Origin of the sequence: Parafrankia sp. EAN1pec (assembly GCF_000018005.1) — a bacterium.
Lineage (GTDB): Bacteria > Actinomycetota > Actinomycetes > Frankiales > Frankiaceae > Parafrankia > Parafrankia soli.
In genome coordinates, this window is the sequence record NC_009921.1 from 4600955 (window position 1) to 4618616 (window position 17662).

The following is a 17662-nucleotide window of genomic DNA, read 5'->3' on the forward strand; positions in this document are numbered from 1 at the left end:
CCGGAGACAGGGGAAATGGTGCGCGCTCGTGTAGCCGGTGCCGTGGGGGTCGCGTGGGGGATGAGGGCAGACTGCCCGCAGGCCGTGACGCTACGCCCGCGCCGTCCGTTCCGCTACGAGTCCTCATGATCGGCCGTCCGGCCGGACGCCGGTCCCGACGGCTGCTGGTGGTTGTTCCCCTCGCCCTGGTCGGACTGCTCGCGGCGGCCTGCGGCGGGAGCGACCCGGCGCCGGGTACGGCCGCGGCGGCGGCGAACGACCTCTCCGGCGTCACACTGCGTTTCGGTGACCAGATCAACGGGGTCCGCTCCGTGCTGGAGGCCTCCGGCGAGCTGGACGACGCACCGTACAAGATCGAGTGGAGCCAGTTCCAGGGCGGTGGCCCCACGGTGATCGCGGCGCAGACCGGCGGGGACGTCGACCTCGGGACGATGGGGGAGACACCGGTGGTGTTCGCGCAGGCCGCGCACAGCCCGGTGACGGTCGTCGGGGCCGCCCGGATCGTCGACCCGGCGAAGTCGAACTTCGCGCTGGTCGTGAAGAAGAACTCGCCGATCCGGTCCGTCGCGGACCTGCGCGGCGCGACGATCCTCAACAGCCAGGGCACGGTGTCGCAGTACCTGGTCGCGAAGGCGCTGGAGAAGGGCGGCCTCACGACCGACGACGTGAAGCTGGTGAACCTCCAGCAGGGTGCGCAGGCCGCCTACGACCGCGGCGACATCGACGTCATCGCCAGCGGGGGACCGCCCCTGGCGATGATGCTGGCGAAAGGCACCGACCGGGTCCTCATGACCGGCGCGGGTGTGCTGCCCGGAGTCAACTACCTGGTCGCGCGCAACGGCGCTCTCTCCGACGCCGGGCTCAGCGACGCCATCGGCGACTTCCTCGGCCGGCTCGCGCAGGCGCAGGACTGGTACAACGCCCACCCGGACGCCGCCATCGCGATCGTGAAGCCCACCTACAAGGTGGACGACACCGTCGCCCGCGCCATCATCGACCTCGCGCCCCTGCACTACGTGCCGATCGACAGGACGGTCACCGACGCCCACCAGCGCGAGGCGGACTTCTTCGCCGACCAGGGCGTGCTGAAGGCGAAGATCGACACGTCGACGGTCTTCGACGACCGTTACAACCCGATCATCAACGCGGTGGCCCAGGGCCGGCCTGGTCCGTCATGACCGACCTGCTGCCCTCGGGCGCGTCCCGCGCCGGGGCGCCCGACCTGGCCGGCGGGGGGCCTGGTCTGGCCGGGGCGGCCGCCGCTCCGGGCGCCGGGGCGGACCTGCCGCCGGCGCCCGGCCTCGTCCGCCCGCGGGCGTCACGGCGGCACACGCACGGGCGCGGGGCGTCACTGGCGCTGCGCGCTCTGCTGCCCCTCATCCTGTTCGGCCTGTGGTGGTGGGGCACCGAGGCGGGCTGGATCTCGTCCGACGTTCTCGTCTCACCCCCGCGGATGGTCGAGACCTTCGGTGACCTGGTGCGCGAGGACGAGTTGTTCCACCAGGTGTCGGTGTCGCTCGACCTGGCCCTGCGCGGGGCGCTGTTCGGGGCAGCGGCCGGTTTGCTGTTCGGTGTCGTCGCCGGCCTGTGGCGGATCGGCGAGGAGCTGCTCGACGCGGTGCTGCAGATGCTGCGGACCATTCCCTTCCTCGCGGTCGTGCCGCTGTTCATCGTCTGGCTCGGCATCGGCGACCTGCCGAAGGTGTTGCTGATCTCGCTCGCCACGCTGTTCCCGATGTACCTGAACACCTACAACGGTGTCCGCAACGTGGACCGCCGGGTCATCGAGGCCATGGAGGTGTTCGGCCTGCGCGGGGCCCGGCTCGTGCTCACAGTGATCATTCCGCTGGCGCTGCCGTCGATCCTCACCGGGCTGCGGTACTGCCTCGGGATCTCCGTCCTCGCGCTCATCGCCGCCGAGCAGATCAACTCCAGCGCCGGCCTCGGCTACCTCATGTACCAGGCGCAGTCGATGCAGCAGGTCGACGTCCTGGTGGTGGTGCTGGCCATCTACGCCGTGCTCGGGCTCCTGTCGGACCTGGTGGTCCGGGTGCTCGAACGCCTGCTGATGCCGTGGCACCGCGGCCTGGCCGTCCGATGAGCCGCTCGACGAGCGTGGGCCCGGCGGCGCCGCCACGCCCGGGCACCGGCGCGCGGGCCGGTGCGGGCACCGGCCCGCCGCCCGGCGGTGAGCTGGCCGTACAGGTCCGGGCGGCCCGTAAGACCTTCGAGCGCCCGGTGCTCGACGGGGTGGATCTCGCCATCCACGCTGGCGAGTTCGTGGCGCTGCTCGGTGCCAGTGGCAGCGGCAAGACCACACTGCTGCGCATCCTCGCCGGCCTCGAGGCCGCCGACGACGGCGCGGTGTGGGTGCCGCCCACCCACACCGTCGTCTTCCAGGAGCCCCGGCTGGTGCCGTCGCAGAAGGTCTGGCGCAACGTCGTCGTCGGGCAGCGGGGTGGCCGCGGCGCGCGCGAGGCGGCCCGCGCCGCCCTCGCAGAGGTCGGGCTGGCCGAATGGGCGGACGCCTGGCCGTCCACGCTCTCCGGCGGGCAGGCCCAGCGGGTCGCGCTGGCCCGGGCACTGGTGCGCGAGCCGCGGCTGCTCCTGCTTGACGAGCCGTTCGCCGCGCTCGACGCGCTCACCCGGATCAGGATGCGCGAGCTCATCGGCGAGCTCTGCGCCCGGCACCGGCCGGCCGTGCTCCTGGTGACCCACGACGTCGACGAGGCCGTCGTCCTCGCCGACCGCGCCGTTGTGCTGACCGACGGCCGGATCTCGCTCGACCGGCCGATCGGCCTGCCCCGCCCGCGCGCCGTCGGCGACCCGGGCTTCGCGCAGGCCCGCCGCCTGCTGCTCGAGGAGCTGGGCGTCCACGAGCCACGGCAGGCCGGCGAGGCGTACCCCGGGACGACCGGGAACGACAGGGCTACGGATGGCCTGGAGAGTCCGGGTTTCACTACCTGACCACCTGTTCCGCGGCGCGGGCGCGTGGGCGCCCGGCCGACCGAGATGTGAGGGAGACACCATGGCGATCGACCTGACCGGCGGTCTGAGCGACGACCGCGAGTACGTGTTCCCCGCCCAGCCCGACAACCCGGACCTGCGCGAGTCGGTCAACGCGTGGGTGTGGGACGACGGCGTCGAGTTCGGATTACCCCGAATCGGCATCGAGGCCGCCGCGGACCAGTGGGACACCCACGACATCCAGGTGAACATCGCGTTCGCCGGCGGCCGGGTGCTCAACATGTACGGCCCCAGGAAGGTGCACGACCCGCTGGGCGCGGACGGGAAGGCCCGCATCCTGGGCGCGGGGCCGCTGTCCTTCGAGCTGGTCGAGCCCTATCGGCACTGGAAGATGCACCTGGAGGGCCCCGCCGTGGTGACCTCCGCCGAGGATCAGATCGGCGGCTGGAAGCGCGGCGTCACCGGCGGGCCGACCGTCGAGGTGCGCCTCGAACTGGACATCAGGCCCGCGGTGCCGCCGTGGGAGAGCGGCACGCTCCTCGAGGAGGCCGACCGGGTCCTCGCCACCCAGGAGGAGGGCGACCTGATGGGCGGCCCCCGCTTCGAGCAGCTCTCCCGGGTGACCGGCCGCCTGCAGGTCGACGACGAGGTCCACGAGCTCAACGGCGGCGGCCTGCGGATCCGCCGCGCGGGCGTTCGCCGGCTCGCCACCTTCCGCGGGCATGTCTGGCAGTCGGCGCTGTTCCCGAGCGGGCGCGCGTTCGGGCTGTGCCTCTACCCGCCGCGCGCCGACGGCAAGCCGACCTTCAACGAGGGCTTCCTCTTCGAGGGCGACGGCGCGCTCATCCCGGCCTGGGTCGTCGACGCGCCCTGGCTGCGCGAGCTGCGGCCCACCGGCGAGGATGTCTCCGTCACCCTCGAGACCGAGGACGGCCGGACGACGACGATCCACGGCGAGTCGCTCCTGTCGACCTTCGCGGTGATGGGCGCGGATATCGGCTCCCCCCAGCGCCTGAACCTGCAGCAGGCCATCGCTCGCTACACCTGGGACGGCGAGACGGCCAACGGCATGATGGAGCGCTCCAGCGTGAGCGACACGGTCGCCCAGTGACCGCGGCCACCTCCGGCGCCGGCGGCCCGGCCACCGGTGCCGGCGCGGTGGCCGGGCCCGGGTTCGACCGGGAGTCGACGGCGCTGGAGGTGGCCCGCAGTGCCGACCTGCGTGGGCGCGTCGCGGTGCTGACGGGGGCCTCCTCCGGCATCGGCGTCGAGACGGCGCGCGCCCTGGCAGCCACCGGCGCCGACGTCGTGCTGGGCGTTCGGGATGTCGCCGCCGGCGAGGAGCTGGTCCGCGAGGTGCGGGCCGGCGCCACAGGCGACATCCGGGCGGAGCGGCTGGACCTGAGCGATCTCGGTTCGGTCGTCGCGTTCGCCGCCCAAGTCACTGGCCCCGTCGACCTGCTGATCGCCAACGCGGGGGTCTCCAGGACCCCGGAGTCACACCTGCCCAACGGGCTCGACGTCCGCTTCGCGACGAACCACCTGGGCCACTTCCTGCTGGCGCTGCGCCTGAGCGAACAGCTCGCCGAGCGTGGAGCGCGGATCGTCGTGGTCAGCTCGGGCGCGCACAGGAGCATCCCCGTCCGCCTCGACGACCTGCAGTGGACCGCCCGGCGGCACAACCCGGGGATGGCCTACGCCGAGTCGAAGACCGCGAACATCCTCTTCGCCCAGGAGGCGACCCGCCGGTGGGGACCCGACGGGATCTTCGCGAACGCGGTGCTGCCCGGCTCGGCGCTGACCGGCCTGCAACGCTTCCACGGGGACGAGATGAAACGCCGGATCGGCTTCCTCAACGAGGACGGATCTCCCAACCCGGTGCTTAAATCCCCTGCCCAGGCCGCGGCCACGACCCTCTGGGCCGCCACGGCCCCGGAACTGGCCGGGCGTGGCGGCCTCGTCCTCGAGGACTGCGCAGAGGCGCTACCCCCCGGCCCGCCCGGCTCGGACGTCCTGGTCCGCTCGGGCTTTGACCCCTCGGTCGCCGACCCCGACACGGCCCGCCGCCTGTGGGACCGCTCCATCGAGCTGCTCCGGGTCCTCGGCCGACCAGAATGAGCCCTGGTACTGGTGGCCGCTCGGACGGTGACCCCATGCGGGGCCCGTATCGCCTGGAACACAGGGCATCCGGCCGCGGTTTGGCCAGGGCATGACCGATTCACCGTTCGACCCGCACGCCCTGCTCGCGCAGAGCCGGCTCGGCGTCCTGGCCACCATCAGATCGGACGGCCGTCCGCAGCTGTCGCCCGTCCTGCCGTTCTACGAGGAGCAGTCCGGTGTGCTCTACGTGTCGATGACGGAGGGCCGGGCCAAGACGGCGAACCTGCGCCGCAAGCCCTGGGCGGCGCTGGAGGTCACCAGCCCCGACGGCCGGTCGTGGGCGACCGCGGAGGGCCCGGTCACCCTCACCGGGCCGGGAGCGGACCCGCACGGCTCCGAGGTCGAGGCCCTGGTGAACTACTACCGGGCCGCCGCCGGAGAGCATCCGGACTGGCATGAGTACCGCTCGGTCATGGTCTCCGAACGCAGGGTGCTCATGGCGATGACGGTCGAACACGTGTACGGACAACGCCTCGGCTGACTCCCGCCGCACAGGCCCGGCCGCCCCCTGGCGCGGGAGCGGGCCCTGATCACTCAGGCGGTAAATCCCCTTCAAAGGCGGGGCGGATCGCCGCCTCGTCGCTCAGGCTGTGCCGGTGGACCGAGATCCCGACGCCATCAGTCTCGTTCCGGCGCAGCGAGAGGCCCAATCCCGACCGCCCGAGGGGCCCGATCCGGGGACCGGCGCACCGGAGCAGGCCCGTGATCCGGTACTGACCTATGGAAGGGAGGACGACGACACCCCACGCCCATGGAGCCGGCACGACCGGACAATGGAACGGACCGGCGTGCTCGCGATGACCCGGCGGCTGCCAGGGCTGCTCCGGCTGGCCTGGTCACTGGCCTGGGAGGCCGACCGGATCGGCCTGGTCACCATGGTCGGCCTGCGAGTTCTGTCCGGGTTGGTCGAGGCCGCCGGCCTGCTCGCCGTCGCCGGCGCGCTGACGGCGGTGCTCAGCGAGGGGCCGACCCCGCAGCGGCTGCACGACGCGATTCCCGCGCTGGTCCTCGTCGTCGGCGCCGGCGTTGTCCGGACGGCGATCTCCCTGGTCACCAGCCTCCTGCAGAGCCGCTTCGGGCCCAGGGTCGACCGCGTCTCGATCGTGCGGCTACTCGACCTGGCCACCCGGACGTCCGTGATGTCCTTCGACGACCCCCGGTTCGTCGACGATCTTGATGCGGCCGAGCGGGGTGCCGCCAGCGGGCGTCAGCTCGTCGACAACGCGGTCAACGTGTTCACCTCGGGGGTGCAGATGGTCGCCGCCGGCAGCGTCCTGGGTGTGTTGCACCCGCTCCTGCTGCCGCTGCTGGTGCTCTCGATTCTGCCGGACGGCTGGGCGACGGCGCGTTCGGCGCGGCTGGCGCACGCCTCCTGGCTCGGGCGCATCCGCAAGATCCGGCGTCAGTTCATGCTGCGCAACCACATGACCGACCGGGACTGCTCCGCGGAGATCCGCTCGTTCGGCCTGAACCGCTTCCTGCTGGACGAGTACATCGCGCTGGCCCGGGAGAACGAGGCCGAGCAGGTGCGCGTCGCCCGGGGCCAGGCGCTGTACCGGCTGACCGGGGAGGTCGTGTCCGGACTCGCGCTGGGGGCCGTGTACGTGACGCTGGTCCTCCTGCTCAACGCCGAGATCATGCCGCTCGCCGCCGCGGGCACGGCGGTCCTGGCCATCCGGAACGGGCGAGGCGCGCTGTCCTCGGCGCTCGACAGCCTGAACAGCGCCTTCGAGAACTTCCTGTACTTCGGGGAGTACCGGTCGTGGATCGCGGAGGCGGCCCGCCGGGTACCGGCGCCACGCGGCGACATGGCGCCGGCCGAACCGGCAGTCGTCCGGGTCGACGCCGCCACCTACACCTACCCGCACACCGACACCCCGGCGCTGCGCGGGGTCACCGTCGAGCTGCGGCGCGGCCAGGTCGTCGCGTTCGTCGGCGCCAACGGCAGCGGCAAGTCCACCCTCGCGAAGATCCTCGCGGGCCTGTACGAACCGGACGAGGGGACGGTCAGCTGGGACGGGGTCGACCTGGGCCAGGTCGACCCGGACAGCGTCCGGGCACGGGTCGGTCTGATCCCGCAGCAGTACACACAGTGGCCGATGTCGGCCCGGCTCAACATCGCCGTCGGGAACATCGACCGGCTCGCCGCGGACGGCCCGGACAGCGTGATCCCGGCCGCGACGGCCACCGGCGCGGCCGAGGTGATCGAGAAGCTGCCGTACGGCTACGACACCTCGCTGGCCCGGCAGTACAACTCGGGGCACGACCTCTCCGGCGGGCAGTGGCAGCGGATCGCCTGTGCGCGGGCGGTCTACCGGGACGCCCCGTTCCTCATCGCGGACGAGCCGTCCGCGGCCCTCGACGCCCGCGCCGAGCAGGCGCTCTTCGACCTGATCCGCGAGCAGGGGCGGGACAGGGTGGTCCTGCTGATCACCCACCGGCTGGCCAGCGTGCGCACCGCCGACCGCATCTACGTCCTCGACGAGGGCCTGGTCGTCGACAACGGCACGCACGCCGAGCTGATGACGCGGCCCGGCATCTACCAGGAGCTGTTCAACCTGCAGGCACGACAGTTCGTCGACCTGCCGGATCCGGCGGCGCCAATGCCCTGACGGCCCGGTGGGCGCGCGGACGCCAGTCGCTCGGCGGTGATACCGCGGAGCGCGGGTCCGCGCCGTCGGCTAGCATGCCCCGCATGCTCGCGCGGATGAACTTCTGGTGGCCCGTCACAGTGGCGGCCCACTCCCACCGCGCGTAGATCTCTCCCGCGGCCGCCCTGTCCGGCGGCCGCCGTTGTTTCCCGTCCCGGGGCAGGGCTGATCGCCGAGTCCAGGCGACCGCCCGGCGACCAAGGAAACGACCATGGAACTGCTCCGCCACCTGCTCGGCGCGCTCACCGCGGGCCGGGACCCCGGCCCGTTCGCGCTGCTCCGCCGCGAAGGCGCCGATCATCTCGACGTCCTCACCGGGGACGTCGAGATCGCTGGCCGGCTGGCCGACATCCCGCTGCCGCCGGGGCCGGCCGGGCCGCGCACGCTGGCGCTCGTGCCGTTCCGGCAGATCGTCGAACGCGGCTTCACCTGCATCGACGACGGCGCGCCGCTGGAGTGCCTGCGGGTCACCGGGTACGAGCGGGTGCCGCTGCCGGCCGCCCTCGCGGCTCTGCCGGCGGGCGCCGTGACCGCCACCGGCGGGCGGTTCGACATCGGTGACGAGCGCTACGCCGAGATCGTGGGCGAGGTGCTCCGCGAGGAGATCGGTCGCGGGGAGGGCGCGAACTTCGTCATCCACCGCACCTACACCGCCTCGATCGCGGGCCCGCCGCTGATCGCCGCGCTCACCGCGCTGCGCCGCCTGCTCACCGGCGAACGCGGCGCCTACTGGACGTTCGTCGTCCACACCGGGACGCGCATCCTGGTCGGGGCCACCCCGGAACGCCACGTCAGCGTCGACGCCGGCCTGGTGCGGATGAACCCGATCTCCGGCACCCACCGGCTGCCGGCCTCCGGGCCCGACCGCGGCGCCCTGCTGCGGTTCCTGGCCGACCGCAAGGAGATCGACGAGCTGTTCATGGTGCTCGACGAGGAGCTGAAGATGATGGCCCGGGTCGCCGAGCACGGCGGGCAGGTGCTCGGGCCGTACCTCAAGGAGATGTCGCACCTCGTCCACACCGAGTACCTGCTGGCCGGACGGGGCTGCCTCGACGTCCGGGAGGTACTGCGCGAGACGATGTTCGCCCCGACCGTCACCGGCAGCCCGCTGGAGAACGCGTTCCGGGTGATCGCCCGGCACGAGGGCCGCGGGCGGCGCTACTACGCCGGCGTGCTCGCCCTGCTCGGCCGGGACGAGGCGGGCGCGCAGACCCTCGACGCGCCGATCCTGATCCGGACCGCGGAGATCTCGCCCGGCGGCGACCTGCGCGTGCCGGTCGGCGCGACCCTCGTCCGCCACTCCACCCCGGCCGGCGAGACGGCGGAGACACATACCAAGGCCGCCGGGATGCTCGCCGCCCTGGGCCTGCGCCCGCCCGCCACCGGCGCGGCCCCGGCCCCGGGCGCCGTCAGGGACGTGGCTGACCCCGTCGGCGCGGGCGTCCCGCTGGGAGCCGATCCGGAGATCGCCGCCGTGCTCGCCGGCCGCAACCTCGGCCTGGCCCGGTTCTGGATGGCGGAACGCGCCCCGGCGCCGAACCCGGCCCCCGGGCTGGCCGGCAGGTCGGCGCTCGTCGTCGACGGCGAGGACACCTTCACGGGGATGCTCGCCCACCAGCTGCGCGCACTCGGCCTGACGGTCACCGTGCGGCCGTGGCACTCGGCCGGGGACACCGCCCGATTCGACCTGGTGGTGCCCGGCCCCGGCCCGGGAGATCCAACAGTGCGTGCCGACCCCCGGATGGCGGCGATGCGTGGTGTCGTGGCCGACCTGCTGGCGCGGCGGCGGCCGATGCTCGCGATCTGCCTGGGCCACCAGCTCCTCGCCGGCCTGCTCGGGCTGCGCCTGCGCCGCCGGGAGGCCACCTACCAGGGGCTGGCCCGCGAGATCGACCTGTTCGGCGACCGGCGCCGGGTCGGTTTCTACTCCACGTTCACCGCGGAGTTCGACCAGGACGAGATCCTCACCCCCCACGGTGTGGTCCAACTCGCCCGCGACCCCGCGGGCGTTCGGGACCCCGCCGGCAACTCGGACGACCGGCGGGACGAGGCGGTGCACGCGTTGCGTGGGCCGACCTTCGCCGGGCTCCAGTTCCACCCGGAGTCGGTGCTCAGCCTGGATGGCCACGAGGTTCTGCGTGACCTGCTGACGGATCTGCTGCTCGTTCCCGTGCGCCTGGCCTGATCGCGCGCCCGTCACACGCCACACCGTCTACTCGCCCTTTTGGCGTCCTTCTCGCCGTTTCGGAATCGGATCCGGCCCGATTCACCTACGAAACGGCGAGAAGGACACTAAACGACAAGCAGTTCTATTCGTGACCCCGGGCCCGGGCCCGGATTTCGGTTCGTCCCGCGATCGGGTCGGGCTGGTCACTCGACGACGTAGCGGCGGGGGACCCAGGTCTGGCTGTCGATCGGCGGGCGCTTGTAGGCTCGGTCCTGACGCGGCGGCAGGTCGACGGCCGGGTAGGGGACGGTCTCGTAGGGCACCGTCGACAGCAGGTGGCTGATCAGGTTCAGCCGGGCGCTGCGCTTGTCGTCCGCGTCGACCACGTACCACGGGGCCTGCCGGATGTCGGTGTAGGCGAACATCTCGTCCTTGGCCTCGGCGTAGTCGACCCAGTGGGCACGGGCCTGCAGGTCCATGTCGGAGAGCTTCCAGCGCTTCTCCGGGTTCTTGATCCGGTCCGCGAACCGGCGCTCCTGCTCGGCGTCGCTCAGCGAGAGCCAGTACTTGACCAGGGTCAGCCCCGACCGGACCAGCGCGCGCTCCAGTTGGGGGCACGTCCGCAGGAACTCCTCGTATTCCTCGTCGGTGCAGAATCCCATCACCCGTTCCACCCCGGCCCGGTTGTACCAGCTCCGGTCGAAGAACACGATCTCGCCGCCCGCCGGCAGATGGGTGATGTAACGCTGGAAGTACCACTGGGTGCGTTCCCGCTCGGTCGGCGTGCCGAGGGCGACGACCCGGAAATGGCGGGGGTTGAGACGTTCGGTGATGCGTTTGATGACGCCGCCCTTGCCGGCGGTGTCCCGGCCCTCCATGATGACGGCGACCCGCCGCCCGGAGTGGACGATCCATTCCTGCAGTCGCACCAGCTCGGTCTGCAGCCGGGCCAGCTCCTTGTCGTAGGCCGCCCTCGACAGGCGCTCCGGGGTCACGTCGGCGGGCATGGCGGCAACTGTCGGCCGTGGTGACCGGCCTGTCAACATCCGTACCCGGGCGGCTACCAGAGGCGGCTACCAGAGATGGTCAGAGACCGACGGTGCCGTCGAGGAGCTCTCGGATCATGTCCGCGTGGCCGTTGTGTCAGGCGTACTCCTGGATCATGTGCAGGTAGACCGACCTCATCGAGACCTGCTTGCCTCGCCACACGCCGCAGTCGTCGAAGGACCTGACCGCGGCCACCCGGCGGCTGTGTTCGCACTGCTCCTGGTAGGTGGCGAGGTCCTCCTCCCAGCTCGTGTGCTCGAGGGGGACCAGCGGACTGCCCTCGACCGCCGGGTCGTACCAGATCCGTCCCAGGTCGGGCTTCGCCTCCAGGATCCGGCTGAACCAGTTTCGCTCGGTCTCCGCCAGGTGACGGACCAGGCCGTGCAGGGACAGCAGCGACGTGGCCACCGGCCTGGCTCCGCGCAGGTCGTCGCTCAGCCCGTCGCACTTCGCCAACAGGGTCGACCGGTGGAACTCGAGCCAGCCATCGAGCAGCTCCCGCTCGTCCTGGAGGTAGGTGGGGCGAGTCCTGGCGGGCGGCTCCGGTTCGTCAGCCACCAACCGCTCCTGCGCGCGACGCCGTCGGCAGGTCGTGGGCCCGGGCCCGGGCGCGGGCGTAGGGCTCGAACACGGTCGCGATGTGCGCCTGTTCCGCGGCGGACTTCGGCCGCTGCAGCTCGTAGAGGTGGGGGAACTCGGCCCAGGCGGTCACCGCGTCCCACAGCCGGCCGGCGGCCGCGCCGACCGGTGCCGGGGCCACAACCGGGCCGAACTGATCTCCCTGCCGTGCTCTGTCCGGTCGATCGTGTCGGCCCCGGGAACGGGCGCCTTTGCGGTCCGGTCACGCGCGTGGCACGCAAATTGGCAATAGCAACCCTTCACCGGCCCGGAGGCCTGCCAACGTCGCCGGAACCGGCTCGGGCCTCAGCCCTGCATGGCCTCGACAAGGTCGGCGGCCCGCGACACCCAGGGATGCACCTCGACGTCGGACGGGAGGTCGCCGAGCTCCGCGGGATCGGTGTACCTCCCGGTCTGGAGGACGACTTGCCAGCCCGGGAGGCCGCCGTAGGCCGCCAGGCACTGGCAGTAGAGCTCCGGCTGGGGGGGGCGAGCCAGGCCGCGAACCTTGCCCGGTACGCGTCGGCGCCCGGCAGGCAGACCCCCCGAGGAAGAGGCCCGAAAACGGTGCGGTAAGGTTGGAAGAGTCGCAGTCACCGGCTTGACCGGAGCGATTTGACACAAGCCCGAAAGTCTCGGTAACTTAACCGAGTCGCCGCAGCCGGGGCCGAAAGGCCGAAACGGATACGGCAAACAGCCAAGCCGAAGTCCAAATCGCCAGCCAAGACAGAGCGGTTTGACAGAGGCCAGAAACACCAAGTAAGCTGAAAAAGACGCACCGGGCAACGCCGAAAGGCAAAGAACGGTCGCATCTGCTCCTTGAGAACTCAACAGCGTACCGAATAGTCAGTGCCATATTTTTAACCCCCGTCCATGGCCAGGGCTTAGTGCTTCTGGTTGTGGTGGGAAATTCCTTTGGCAATGACAGACTCATACGAGGATCTGTCTTGCCAGGATCGGTTGGGCTTGGCGGCCCGACCATCTCTTTCAAAGCATTGATGGAGAGTTTGATCCTGGCTCAGGACGAACGCTGGCGGCGTGCTTAACACATGCAAGTCGAGCGAGGAGCTTGCTCCTAGCGGCGAACGGGTGAGTAACACGTGGGCAACCTGCCCCAAGCTCTGGAATAACTCCGGGAAACCGGGGCTAATGCCGGATATGACATCATCGGGCATCTGGTGATGTGGAAAGATTTATCGGCTTGGGATGGGCCCGCGGCCTATCAGCTTGTTGGTGGGGTGATGGCCTACCAAGGCGACGACGGGTAGCCGGCCTGAGAGGGCGATCGGCCACACTGGGACTGAGACACGGCCCAGACTCCTACGGGAGGCAGCAGTGGGGAATATTGCGCAATGGGCGAAAGCCTGACGCAGCGACGCCGCGTGAGGGATGACGGCCTTCGGGTTGTAAACCTCTTTCAGCAGGGACGAAGCGAGAGTGACGGTACCTGCAGAAGAAGCACCGGCCAACTACGTGCCAGCAGCCGCGGTAATACGTAGGGTGCAAGCGTTGTCCGGAATTATTGGGCGTAAAGAGCTCGTAGGCGGCCTGTCGCGTCGGCTGTGAAAACCCGGGGCTCAACCCCGGGCCTGCAGTCGATACGGGCAGGCTAGAGTCCGGTAGGGGAGACTGGAATTCCTGGTGTAGCGGTGAAATGCGCAGATATCAGGAGGAACACCGGTGGCGAAGGCGGGTCTCTGGGCCGGAACTGACGCTAAGGAGCGAAAGCGTGGGGAGCGAACAGGATTAGATACCCTGGTAGTCCACGCCGTAAACGTTGGGCGCTAGGTGTGGGGGACCTTCCACGGCCTCCGTGCCGCAGCTAACGCATTAAGCGCCCCGCCTGGGGAGTACGGCCGCAAGGCTAAAACTCAAAGGAATTGACGGGGGCCCGCACAAGCGGCGGAGCATGTGGCTTAATTCGATGCAACGCGAAGAACCTTACCAGGGCTTGACATGCAGAGAAATCCTGTAGAGATATGGGGTCCTTAGGGGCTCTGCACAGGTGGTGCATGGCTGTCGTCAGCTCGTGTCGTGAGATGTTGGGTTAAGTCCCGCAACGAGCGCAACCCTTGTCCTATGTTGCCAGCGAGTCATGTCGGGGACTCATAGGAGACTGCCGGGGTCAACTCGGAGGAAGGTGGGGATGACGTCAAGTCATCATGCCCCTTACGTCCTGGGCTGCACACATGCTACAATGGCCGGTACAATGGGCTGCGATACCGCGAGGTGGAGCGAATCCCAAAAAGCCGGTCTCAGTTCGGATCGGGGTCTGCAACTCGACCCCGTGAAGTCGGAGTCGCTAGTAATCGCAGATCAGCAATGCTGCGGTGAATACGTTCCCGGGCCTTGTACACACCGCCCGTCACGTCACGAAAGTCGGTAACACCCGAAGCCGGTGGCCCAACCCTTGTGGGGGGAGCCGTCGAAGGTGGGACCGGCGATTGGGACGAAGTCGTAACAAGGTAGCCGTACCGGAAGGTGCGGCTGGATCACCTCCTTTCTAAGGAGCTTTCTGGCTGGGTGCCCCTGTAGTGGGTGGTTGCCTGGTCCAGAGCGATGGTCAGTCGAGTGGCTGGTCTGGATGCTCATGGGTGGAACGCTGGCTTGTTCTGCTGACTGCTGGTTCGGATCTTGGGTTCCTGTGTGGGCTTGGGGTTGGGGCTGGGGTTGGTGGGTCGGTACGCTGTTGGGTCCTGAGGGAGTTAGGTGCCCTCGTGTGTGGCCCTGCTTTTGTTCGACTTGCCTCGATGGCCTTCTGGTTGTCGGGGTTGTTGGGCGGGGTGGGTGTGCGGGCTGGTTGTGGTGGGATACCGCTGTTGCCTTTTGGGTGATGGGTTTGGTCTCACGGGCGCGGCTGGTTTCCGTTCGTAGTTTGAGAACTGCACAGTGGACGCGAGCATCTTTATCTTTGTGGCCAAGTTATTAAGGGCGCACGGTGGATGCCTTGGCACCAGGAGCCGATGAAGGACGTGGGAGGCTGCGATATGCCTCGGGGAGCTGTCAACCGAGCTATGATCCGAGGATTTCCGAATGGGGAAACCCGGCAGGGCTTTAAATCCTGTCACCCGTGCCTGAACACATAGGGCATGTGGAGGGAACGCGGGGAAGTGAAACATCTCATTACCCGCAGGAAGAGAAAACAACCGTGATTCCGCGAGTAGTGGTGAGCGAAAGCGGATGAGGCTAAACCAGTTTCGTGTGATAGCCGGCAGGCGTTGCGTAGCTGGGGTTGTGGGACTGTTCTGATGTTGCTGCCGCTTCGTCGAAGAGTGAGAAAACGTGTTGTTAGCCGAAGGTCATGCGAATGGACCGCCATAGAGGGTAATAGCCCTGTAGGTGAAAACGGCACGTCTCTTGAGCAGTATCCCAAGTAGCACGGAGCCCGTGAAATTCCGTGTGAATCTGGCGGGACCACCCGCTAAGCCTAAATACTCCCTGGTGACCGATAGCGGACTAGTACCGTGAGGGAAAGGTGAAAAGTACCCCGGGAGGGGAGTGAAATAGTACCTGAAACCGTGTGCCTACAATCCGTGGGGGCTGGGCTTTTCGGAGCCTGGTGACCGCGTGCCTTTTGAAGAATGAGCCTGCGAGTTTGCGGTGTGTGGCGAGGTTAACCCGTGTGGGGTAGCCGTAGCGAAAGCGAGTCCGAATAGGGCGTCTGAGTCGCATGTCCAAGACCCGAAGCCGAGTGATCTACCCATGGCCAGGTTGAAGCGCGGGTAAGACCGTGTGGAGGACCGAACCCACCAGGGTTGAAAACCTGGGGGATGAGCTGTGGGTAGGGGTGAAAGGCCAATCAAACTCGGTGATAGCTGGTTCTCCCCGAAATGCATTTAGGTGCAGCGTCACGTGTTTCTTGCCGGAGGTAGAGCACTGGATGGCCTAGGGGGCCTACAAGCTTACTGAAGTCAGCCAAACTCCGAATGCCGGTAAGTGAAGCGTGGCAGTGAGACTGCGGGGGATAAGCTTCGTAGTCGAGAGGGAAACAGCCCAGATCGCCAGCTAAGGCCCCTAAGCGTGCGCTAAGTGGAAAAGGATGTGGAGTCGCATAGACAACCAGGAGGTTGGCTTAGAAGCAGCCACCCTTGAAAGAGTGCGTAATAGCTCACTGGTCAAGTGATTCCGCGCCGACAATGTAGCGGGGCTCAAGCGCACCGCCGAAGCTGCGGCATGCATAGTGAACCCGGCCTTTTCGGAGGTCCAGGTCTGTGCGTGGGTAGGGGAGCGTCGTATGGCGTGTGAAGCGGCGGGGTGACCCAGCCGTGGATGCCATACGAGTGAGAATGCAGGCATGAGTAGCGAATGACGGGTGAGAATCCCGTCCGCCGAATGACCAAGGGTTCCTGGGGCAGGCTTTTCCGCCCAGGGTGAGTCGGGACCTAAGGCGAGGCCGACAGGCGTAGTCGATGGACAACGGGTTGATATTCCCGTACCGGCGCTGACGCGCCCATGCTGAACCTGGTTTGTGCTAACCGTTCTGGTTCTTGTTCTGCCTTCGGGTGGGGCTTGGGCTGGTCGGGACCCCGGCTGGTAGTAGGCAAGCGATGGGGTGACGCAGGAGGGTAGTCCAACCCAGGAGGTGGTTTTCCTGGGGCAAGGGTGTAGGGCGAAGTGCAGGTAAATCCGTGCTTCATGTGCCTGAGACCTGATGCCGAGCCGATTGTGGCGAAGTGGGTGATCCCATGCTGCCGAGAAAAGCCTCTAGCGAGTGTCAGGGCCGCCCGTACCCTAAACCGACACAGGTGGTCAGGTAGAGAATACCGAGGCGTGCGAGTGAACTGTGGTTAAGGAACTCGGCAAAATGCCCCCGTAACTTCGGGAGAAGGGGGGCCACTTCCTGTGTAGGAGTTTACCTCCGAAGCGGGGAGGGGCCGCAGAGACCAGGGGAAAGCGACTGTTTACTAAAAACACAGCTCCGTGCGAAGTCGTAAGACGATGTATACGGAGTGACGCCTGCCCGGTGCTGGAACGTTAAGGGGACGGGTTAGCTCTTTGGGGCGAAGCTCAGAACTTAAGCGCCAGTAAACGGCGGTGGTAACTATAACCATCCTAAGGTAGCGAAATTCCTTGTCGGGTAAGTTCCGACCTGCACGAATGGCGTAACGACTTTCCTACTGTCTCAACCACAGACTCGGCGAAATTGCATTACGAGTAAAGATGCTCGTTACGCGCGGCAGGACGGAAAGACCCCGGGACCTTTACTACAGCTTGATATTGGTGTTCGGTTCGGTTTGTGTAGGATAGGTGGGAGACTGTGAAGCTGGGACGCCAGTTCCGGTGGAGTCATTGTTGAAATACCACTCTGGTCGTACTGGATGTCTAACCTCGGTCCGTGATCCGGATCAGGGACAGTGTCAGGTGGGTAGTTTAACTGGGGCGGTTGCCTCCTAAAGGGTAACGGAGGCGCCCAAAGGTTCCCTCAGCCTGGTTGGCAATCAGGTGTTGAGTGCAAGTGCACAAGGGAGCTTGACTGTGAGACAGACATGTCGAGCAGGTGCGAAAGCAGGGACTAGTGATCCGGCGGTGGCTTGTGGAAGCGCCGTCGCTCAACGGATAAAAGGTACCCCGGGGATAACAGGCTGATCTTGCCCAAGAGTCCATATCGACGGCAAGGTTTGGCACCTCGATGTCGGCTCGTCGCATCCTGGGGCTGGAGTAGGTCCCAAGGGTTGGGCTGTTCGCCCATTAAAGCGGTACGCGAGCTGGGTTTAGAACGTCGTGAGACAGTTCGGTCCCTATCCGCCGCGCGCGCAGGAGACTTGAGAAGGGCTGTCCCTAGTACGAGAGGACCGGGACGGACGAACCTCTGGTGTGCCAGTTGTTCTGCCAAGAGCATGGCTGGTTGGCTACGTTCGGAAGGGATAACCGCTGAAAGCATCTAAGCGGGAAGCTCGCTTCGAGATGAGGTCTCCCACAGGGTAGCCTGGTAAGGCCCCCGACTAGATGATCGGGTTGATAGGCCGGAGGTGGAAGTGCGGCAACGCATGGAGCTGACCGGTACTAATAGGCCGAGGGCTTGACCACAAAGATTCTGCTGTTCTGCGTCCAC

General features: G+C 67.9%; 11 protein-coding genes, 2 rRNA genes and 1 pseudogene. 10 read left to right on the top strand and 4 right to left on the bottom strand.

Translation table 11 applies throughout. The features are described from left to right. Nucleotides 1-125 precede the first annotated feature (125 nt). The 8 genes from FRANEAN1_RS18775 to FRANEAN1_RS18810 all read left to right on the top strand — a co-directional run bounded on the left by FRANEAN1_RS18775 (nucleotide 126) and on the right by FRANEAN1_RS18810 (nucleotide 9963). Nucleotides 126-1178 (top strand): ABC transporter substrate-binding protein, encoded by a 1053-nt coding sequence (locus FRANEAN1_RS18775; protein ID WP_157472700.1) that lies wholly within the window; start codon nucleotides 126-128, stop codon nucleotides 1176-1178. Next, nucleotides 1175-2101 (top strand): ABC transporter permease, encoded by a 927-nt coding sequence (locus tag FRANEAN1_RS18780; protein WP_020461399.1) that lies wholly within the window; start codon nucleotides 1175-1177, stop codon nucleotides 2099-2101. The genes FRANEAN1_RS18775 and FRANEAN1_RS18780 overlap by 4 nt, the downstream gene beginning before the upstream one ends. Beyond that, nucleotides 2098-2967: an ABC transporter ATP-binding protein gene (locus FRANEAN1_RS18785; protein ID WP_020461400.1), complete on the top strand. Its 870-nt coding sequence runs from the start codon at nucleotides 2098-2100 to the stop codon at nucleotides 2965-2967. The genes FRANEAN1_RS18780 and FRANEAN1_RS18785 overlap by 4 nt, the downstream gene beginning before the upstream one ends. 61 nt (nucleotides 2968-3028) lie before the next feature. Beyond that, nucleotides 3029-4078 carry a hypothetical protein gene (locus tag FRANEAN1_RS18790; RefSeq protein WP_041254357.1) on the top strand — a complete coding sequence of 350 codons (1050 nt, stop codon included), beginning with the start codon at nucleotides 3029-3031 and terminating at the stop codon, nucleotides 4076-4078. Continuing rightward, nucleotides 4075-5085: an SDR family NAD(P)-dependent oxidoreductase gene (locus tag FRANEAN1_RS18795; protein ID WP_020461402.1), complete on the top strand. Its 1011-nt coding sequence runs from the start codon at nucleotides 4075-4077 to the stop codon at nucleotides 5083-5085. Before FRANEAN1_RS18790 ends, FRANEAN1_RS18795 begins: the two co-directional genes overlap by 4 nt. Nucleotides 5086-5176: 91 nt before the next feature. Beyond that, on the top strand, nucleotides 5177-5608 hold the full coding sequence (locus tag FRANEAN1_RS18800; RefSeq protein WP_020461403.1) for a PPOX class F420-dependent oxidoreductase: 432 nt from the start codon (nucleotides 5177-5179) through the stop codon (nucleotides 5606-5608). Between the two features lie 292 nt (nucleotides 5609-5900). Beyond that, a complete protein-coding gene (locus tag FRANEAN1_RS18805) occupies nucleotides 5901-7739 on the top strand; it encodes an ABC transporter ATP-binding protein (protein ID WP_347176668.1) in 1839 nt (612 codons plus the stop codon). 250 nt (nucleotides 7740-7989) lie between these two features. Beyond that, the gene (locus FRANEAN1_RS18810; RefSeq protein WP_020461405.1) at nucleotides 7990-9963 is read left to right on the top strand and encodes a chorismate-binding protein; all 1974 of its coding nucleotides are present in this window, start codon (nucleotides 7990-7992) and stop codon (nucleotides 9961-9963) included. A gap of 185 nt (nucleotides 9964-10148) precedes the next feature. Here the strand turns inward: FRANEAN1_RS18810 and ppk2 are convergent, their stop codons facing one another. The 4 genes and pseudogenes from ppk2 to FRANEAN1_RS43670 all read right to left on the bottom strand — a co-directional run. After that, the gene (gene ppk2 / locus FRANEAN1_RS18815) at nucleotides 10149-10952 is read right to left on the bottom strand and encodes a polyphosphate kinase 2 (protein ID WP_157472702.1); all 804 of its coding nucleotides are present in this window, start codon (nucleotides 10950-10952) and stop codon (nucleotides 10149-10151) included. A gap of 136 nt (nucleotides 10953-11088) precedes the next feature. Then, entirely contained in the window at nucleotides 11089-11550 is a 462-nt protein-coding gene (locus FRANEAN1_RS18820; protein WP_020461407.1) for a DUF664 domain-containing protein, read from the bottom strand. Then, the gene (locus FRANEAN1_RS41235; RefSeq protein ID WP_020461408.1) at nucleotides 11543-11752 is read right to left on the bottom strand and encodes a hypothetical protein; all 210 of its coding nucleotides are present in this window, start codon (nucleotides 11750-11752) and stop codon (nucleotides 11543-11545) included. The genes FRANEAN1_RS18820 and FRANEAN1_RS41235 overlap by 8 nt, the downstream gene beginning before the upstream one ends. A gap of 87 nt (nucleotides 11753-11839) precedes the next feature. Next, nucleotides 11840-12093, bottom strand: a pseudogene (locus FRANEAN1_RS43670) (hypothetical protein); the annotation flags it as partial. A gap of 512 nt (nucleotides 12094-12605) precedes the next feature. Here FRANEAN1_RS43670 and FRANEAN1_RS18835 point away from each other — a divergent pair. Continuing rightward, a 16S ribosomal RNA gene (locus FRANEAN1_RS18835) occupies nucleotides 12606-14113 on the top strand. Nucleotides 14114-14525: 412 nt separating this feature from the next. Next, a 23S ribosomal RNA gene (locus tag FRANEAN1_RS18840) occupies nucleotides 14526-17637 on the top strand. Together the 16S and 23S rRNA genes form the textbook arrangement of a ribosomal RNA operon. The last annotated feature ends 25 nt before the right edge of the window (nucleotides 17638-17662 follow it).

Excerpts from the sequence above, each read along its gene's own strand:
- FRANEAN1_RS18775 (WP_157472700.1), top strand. The coding sequence starts at position 126 with ATGATCGGCCGTCCGGCCGGACGCCGGTCCCGACGGCTGCTGGTGGTT.
- FRANEAN1_RS18785 (WP_020461400.1), top strand. The coding sequence starts at position 2,098 with ATGAGCCGCTCGACGAGCGTGGGCCCGGCGGCGCCGCCACGCCCGGGC.
- FRANEAN1_RS18790 (WP_041254357.1), top strand. The coding sequence starts at position 3,029 with ATGGCGATCGACCTGACCGGCGGTCTGAGCGACGACCGCGAGTACGTG.
- ppk2 (WP_157472702.1), bottom strand. The coding sequence starts at position 10,952 with ATGCCCGCCGACGTGACCCCGGAGCGCCTGTCGAGGGCGGCCTACGAC.
- FRANEAN1_RS18805 (WP_347176668.1), top strand. The coding sequence starts at position 5,901 with ATGGAACGGACCGGCGTGCTCGCGATGACCCGGCGGCTGCCAGGGCTG.
- FRANEAN1_RS18800 (WP_020461403.1), top strand. The coding sequence starts at position 5,177 with ATGACCGATTCACCGTTCGACCCGCACGCCCTGCTCGCGCAGAGCCGG.
- FRANEAN1_RS18780 (WP_020461399.1), top strand. The coding sequence starts at position 1,175 with ATGACCGACCTGCTGCCCTCGGGCGCGTCCCGCGCCGGGGCGCCCGAC.
- FRANEAN1_RS18810 (WP_020461405.1), top strand. The coding sequence starts at position 7,990 with ATGGAACTGCTCCGCCACCTGCTCGGCGCGCTCACCGCGGGCCGGGAC.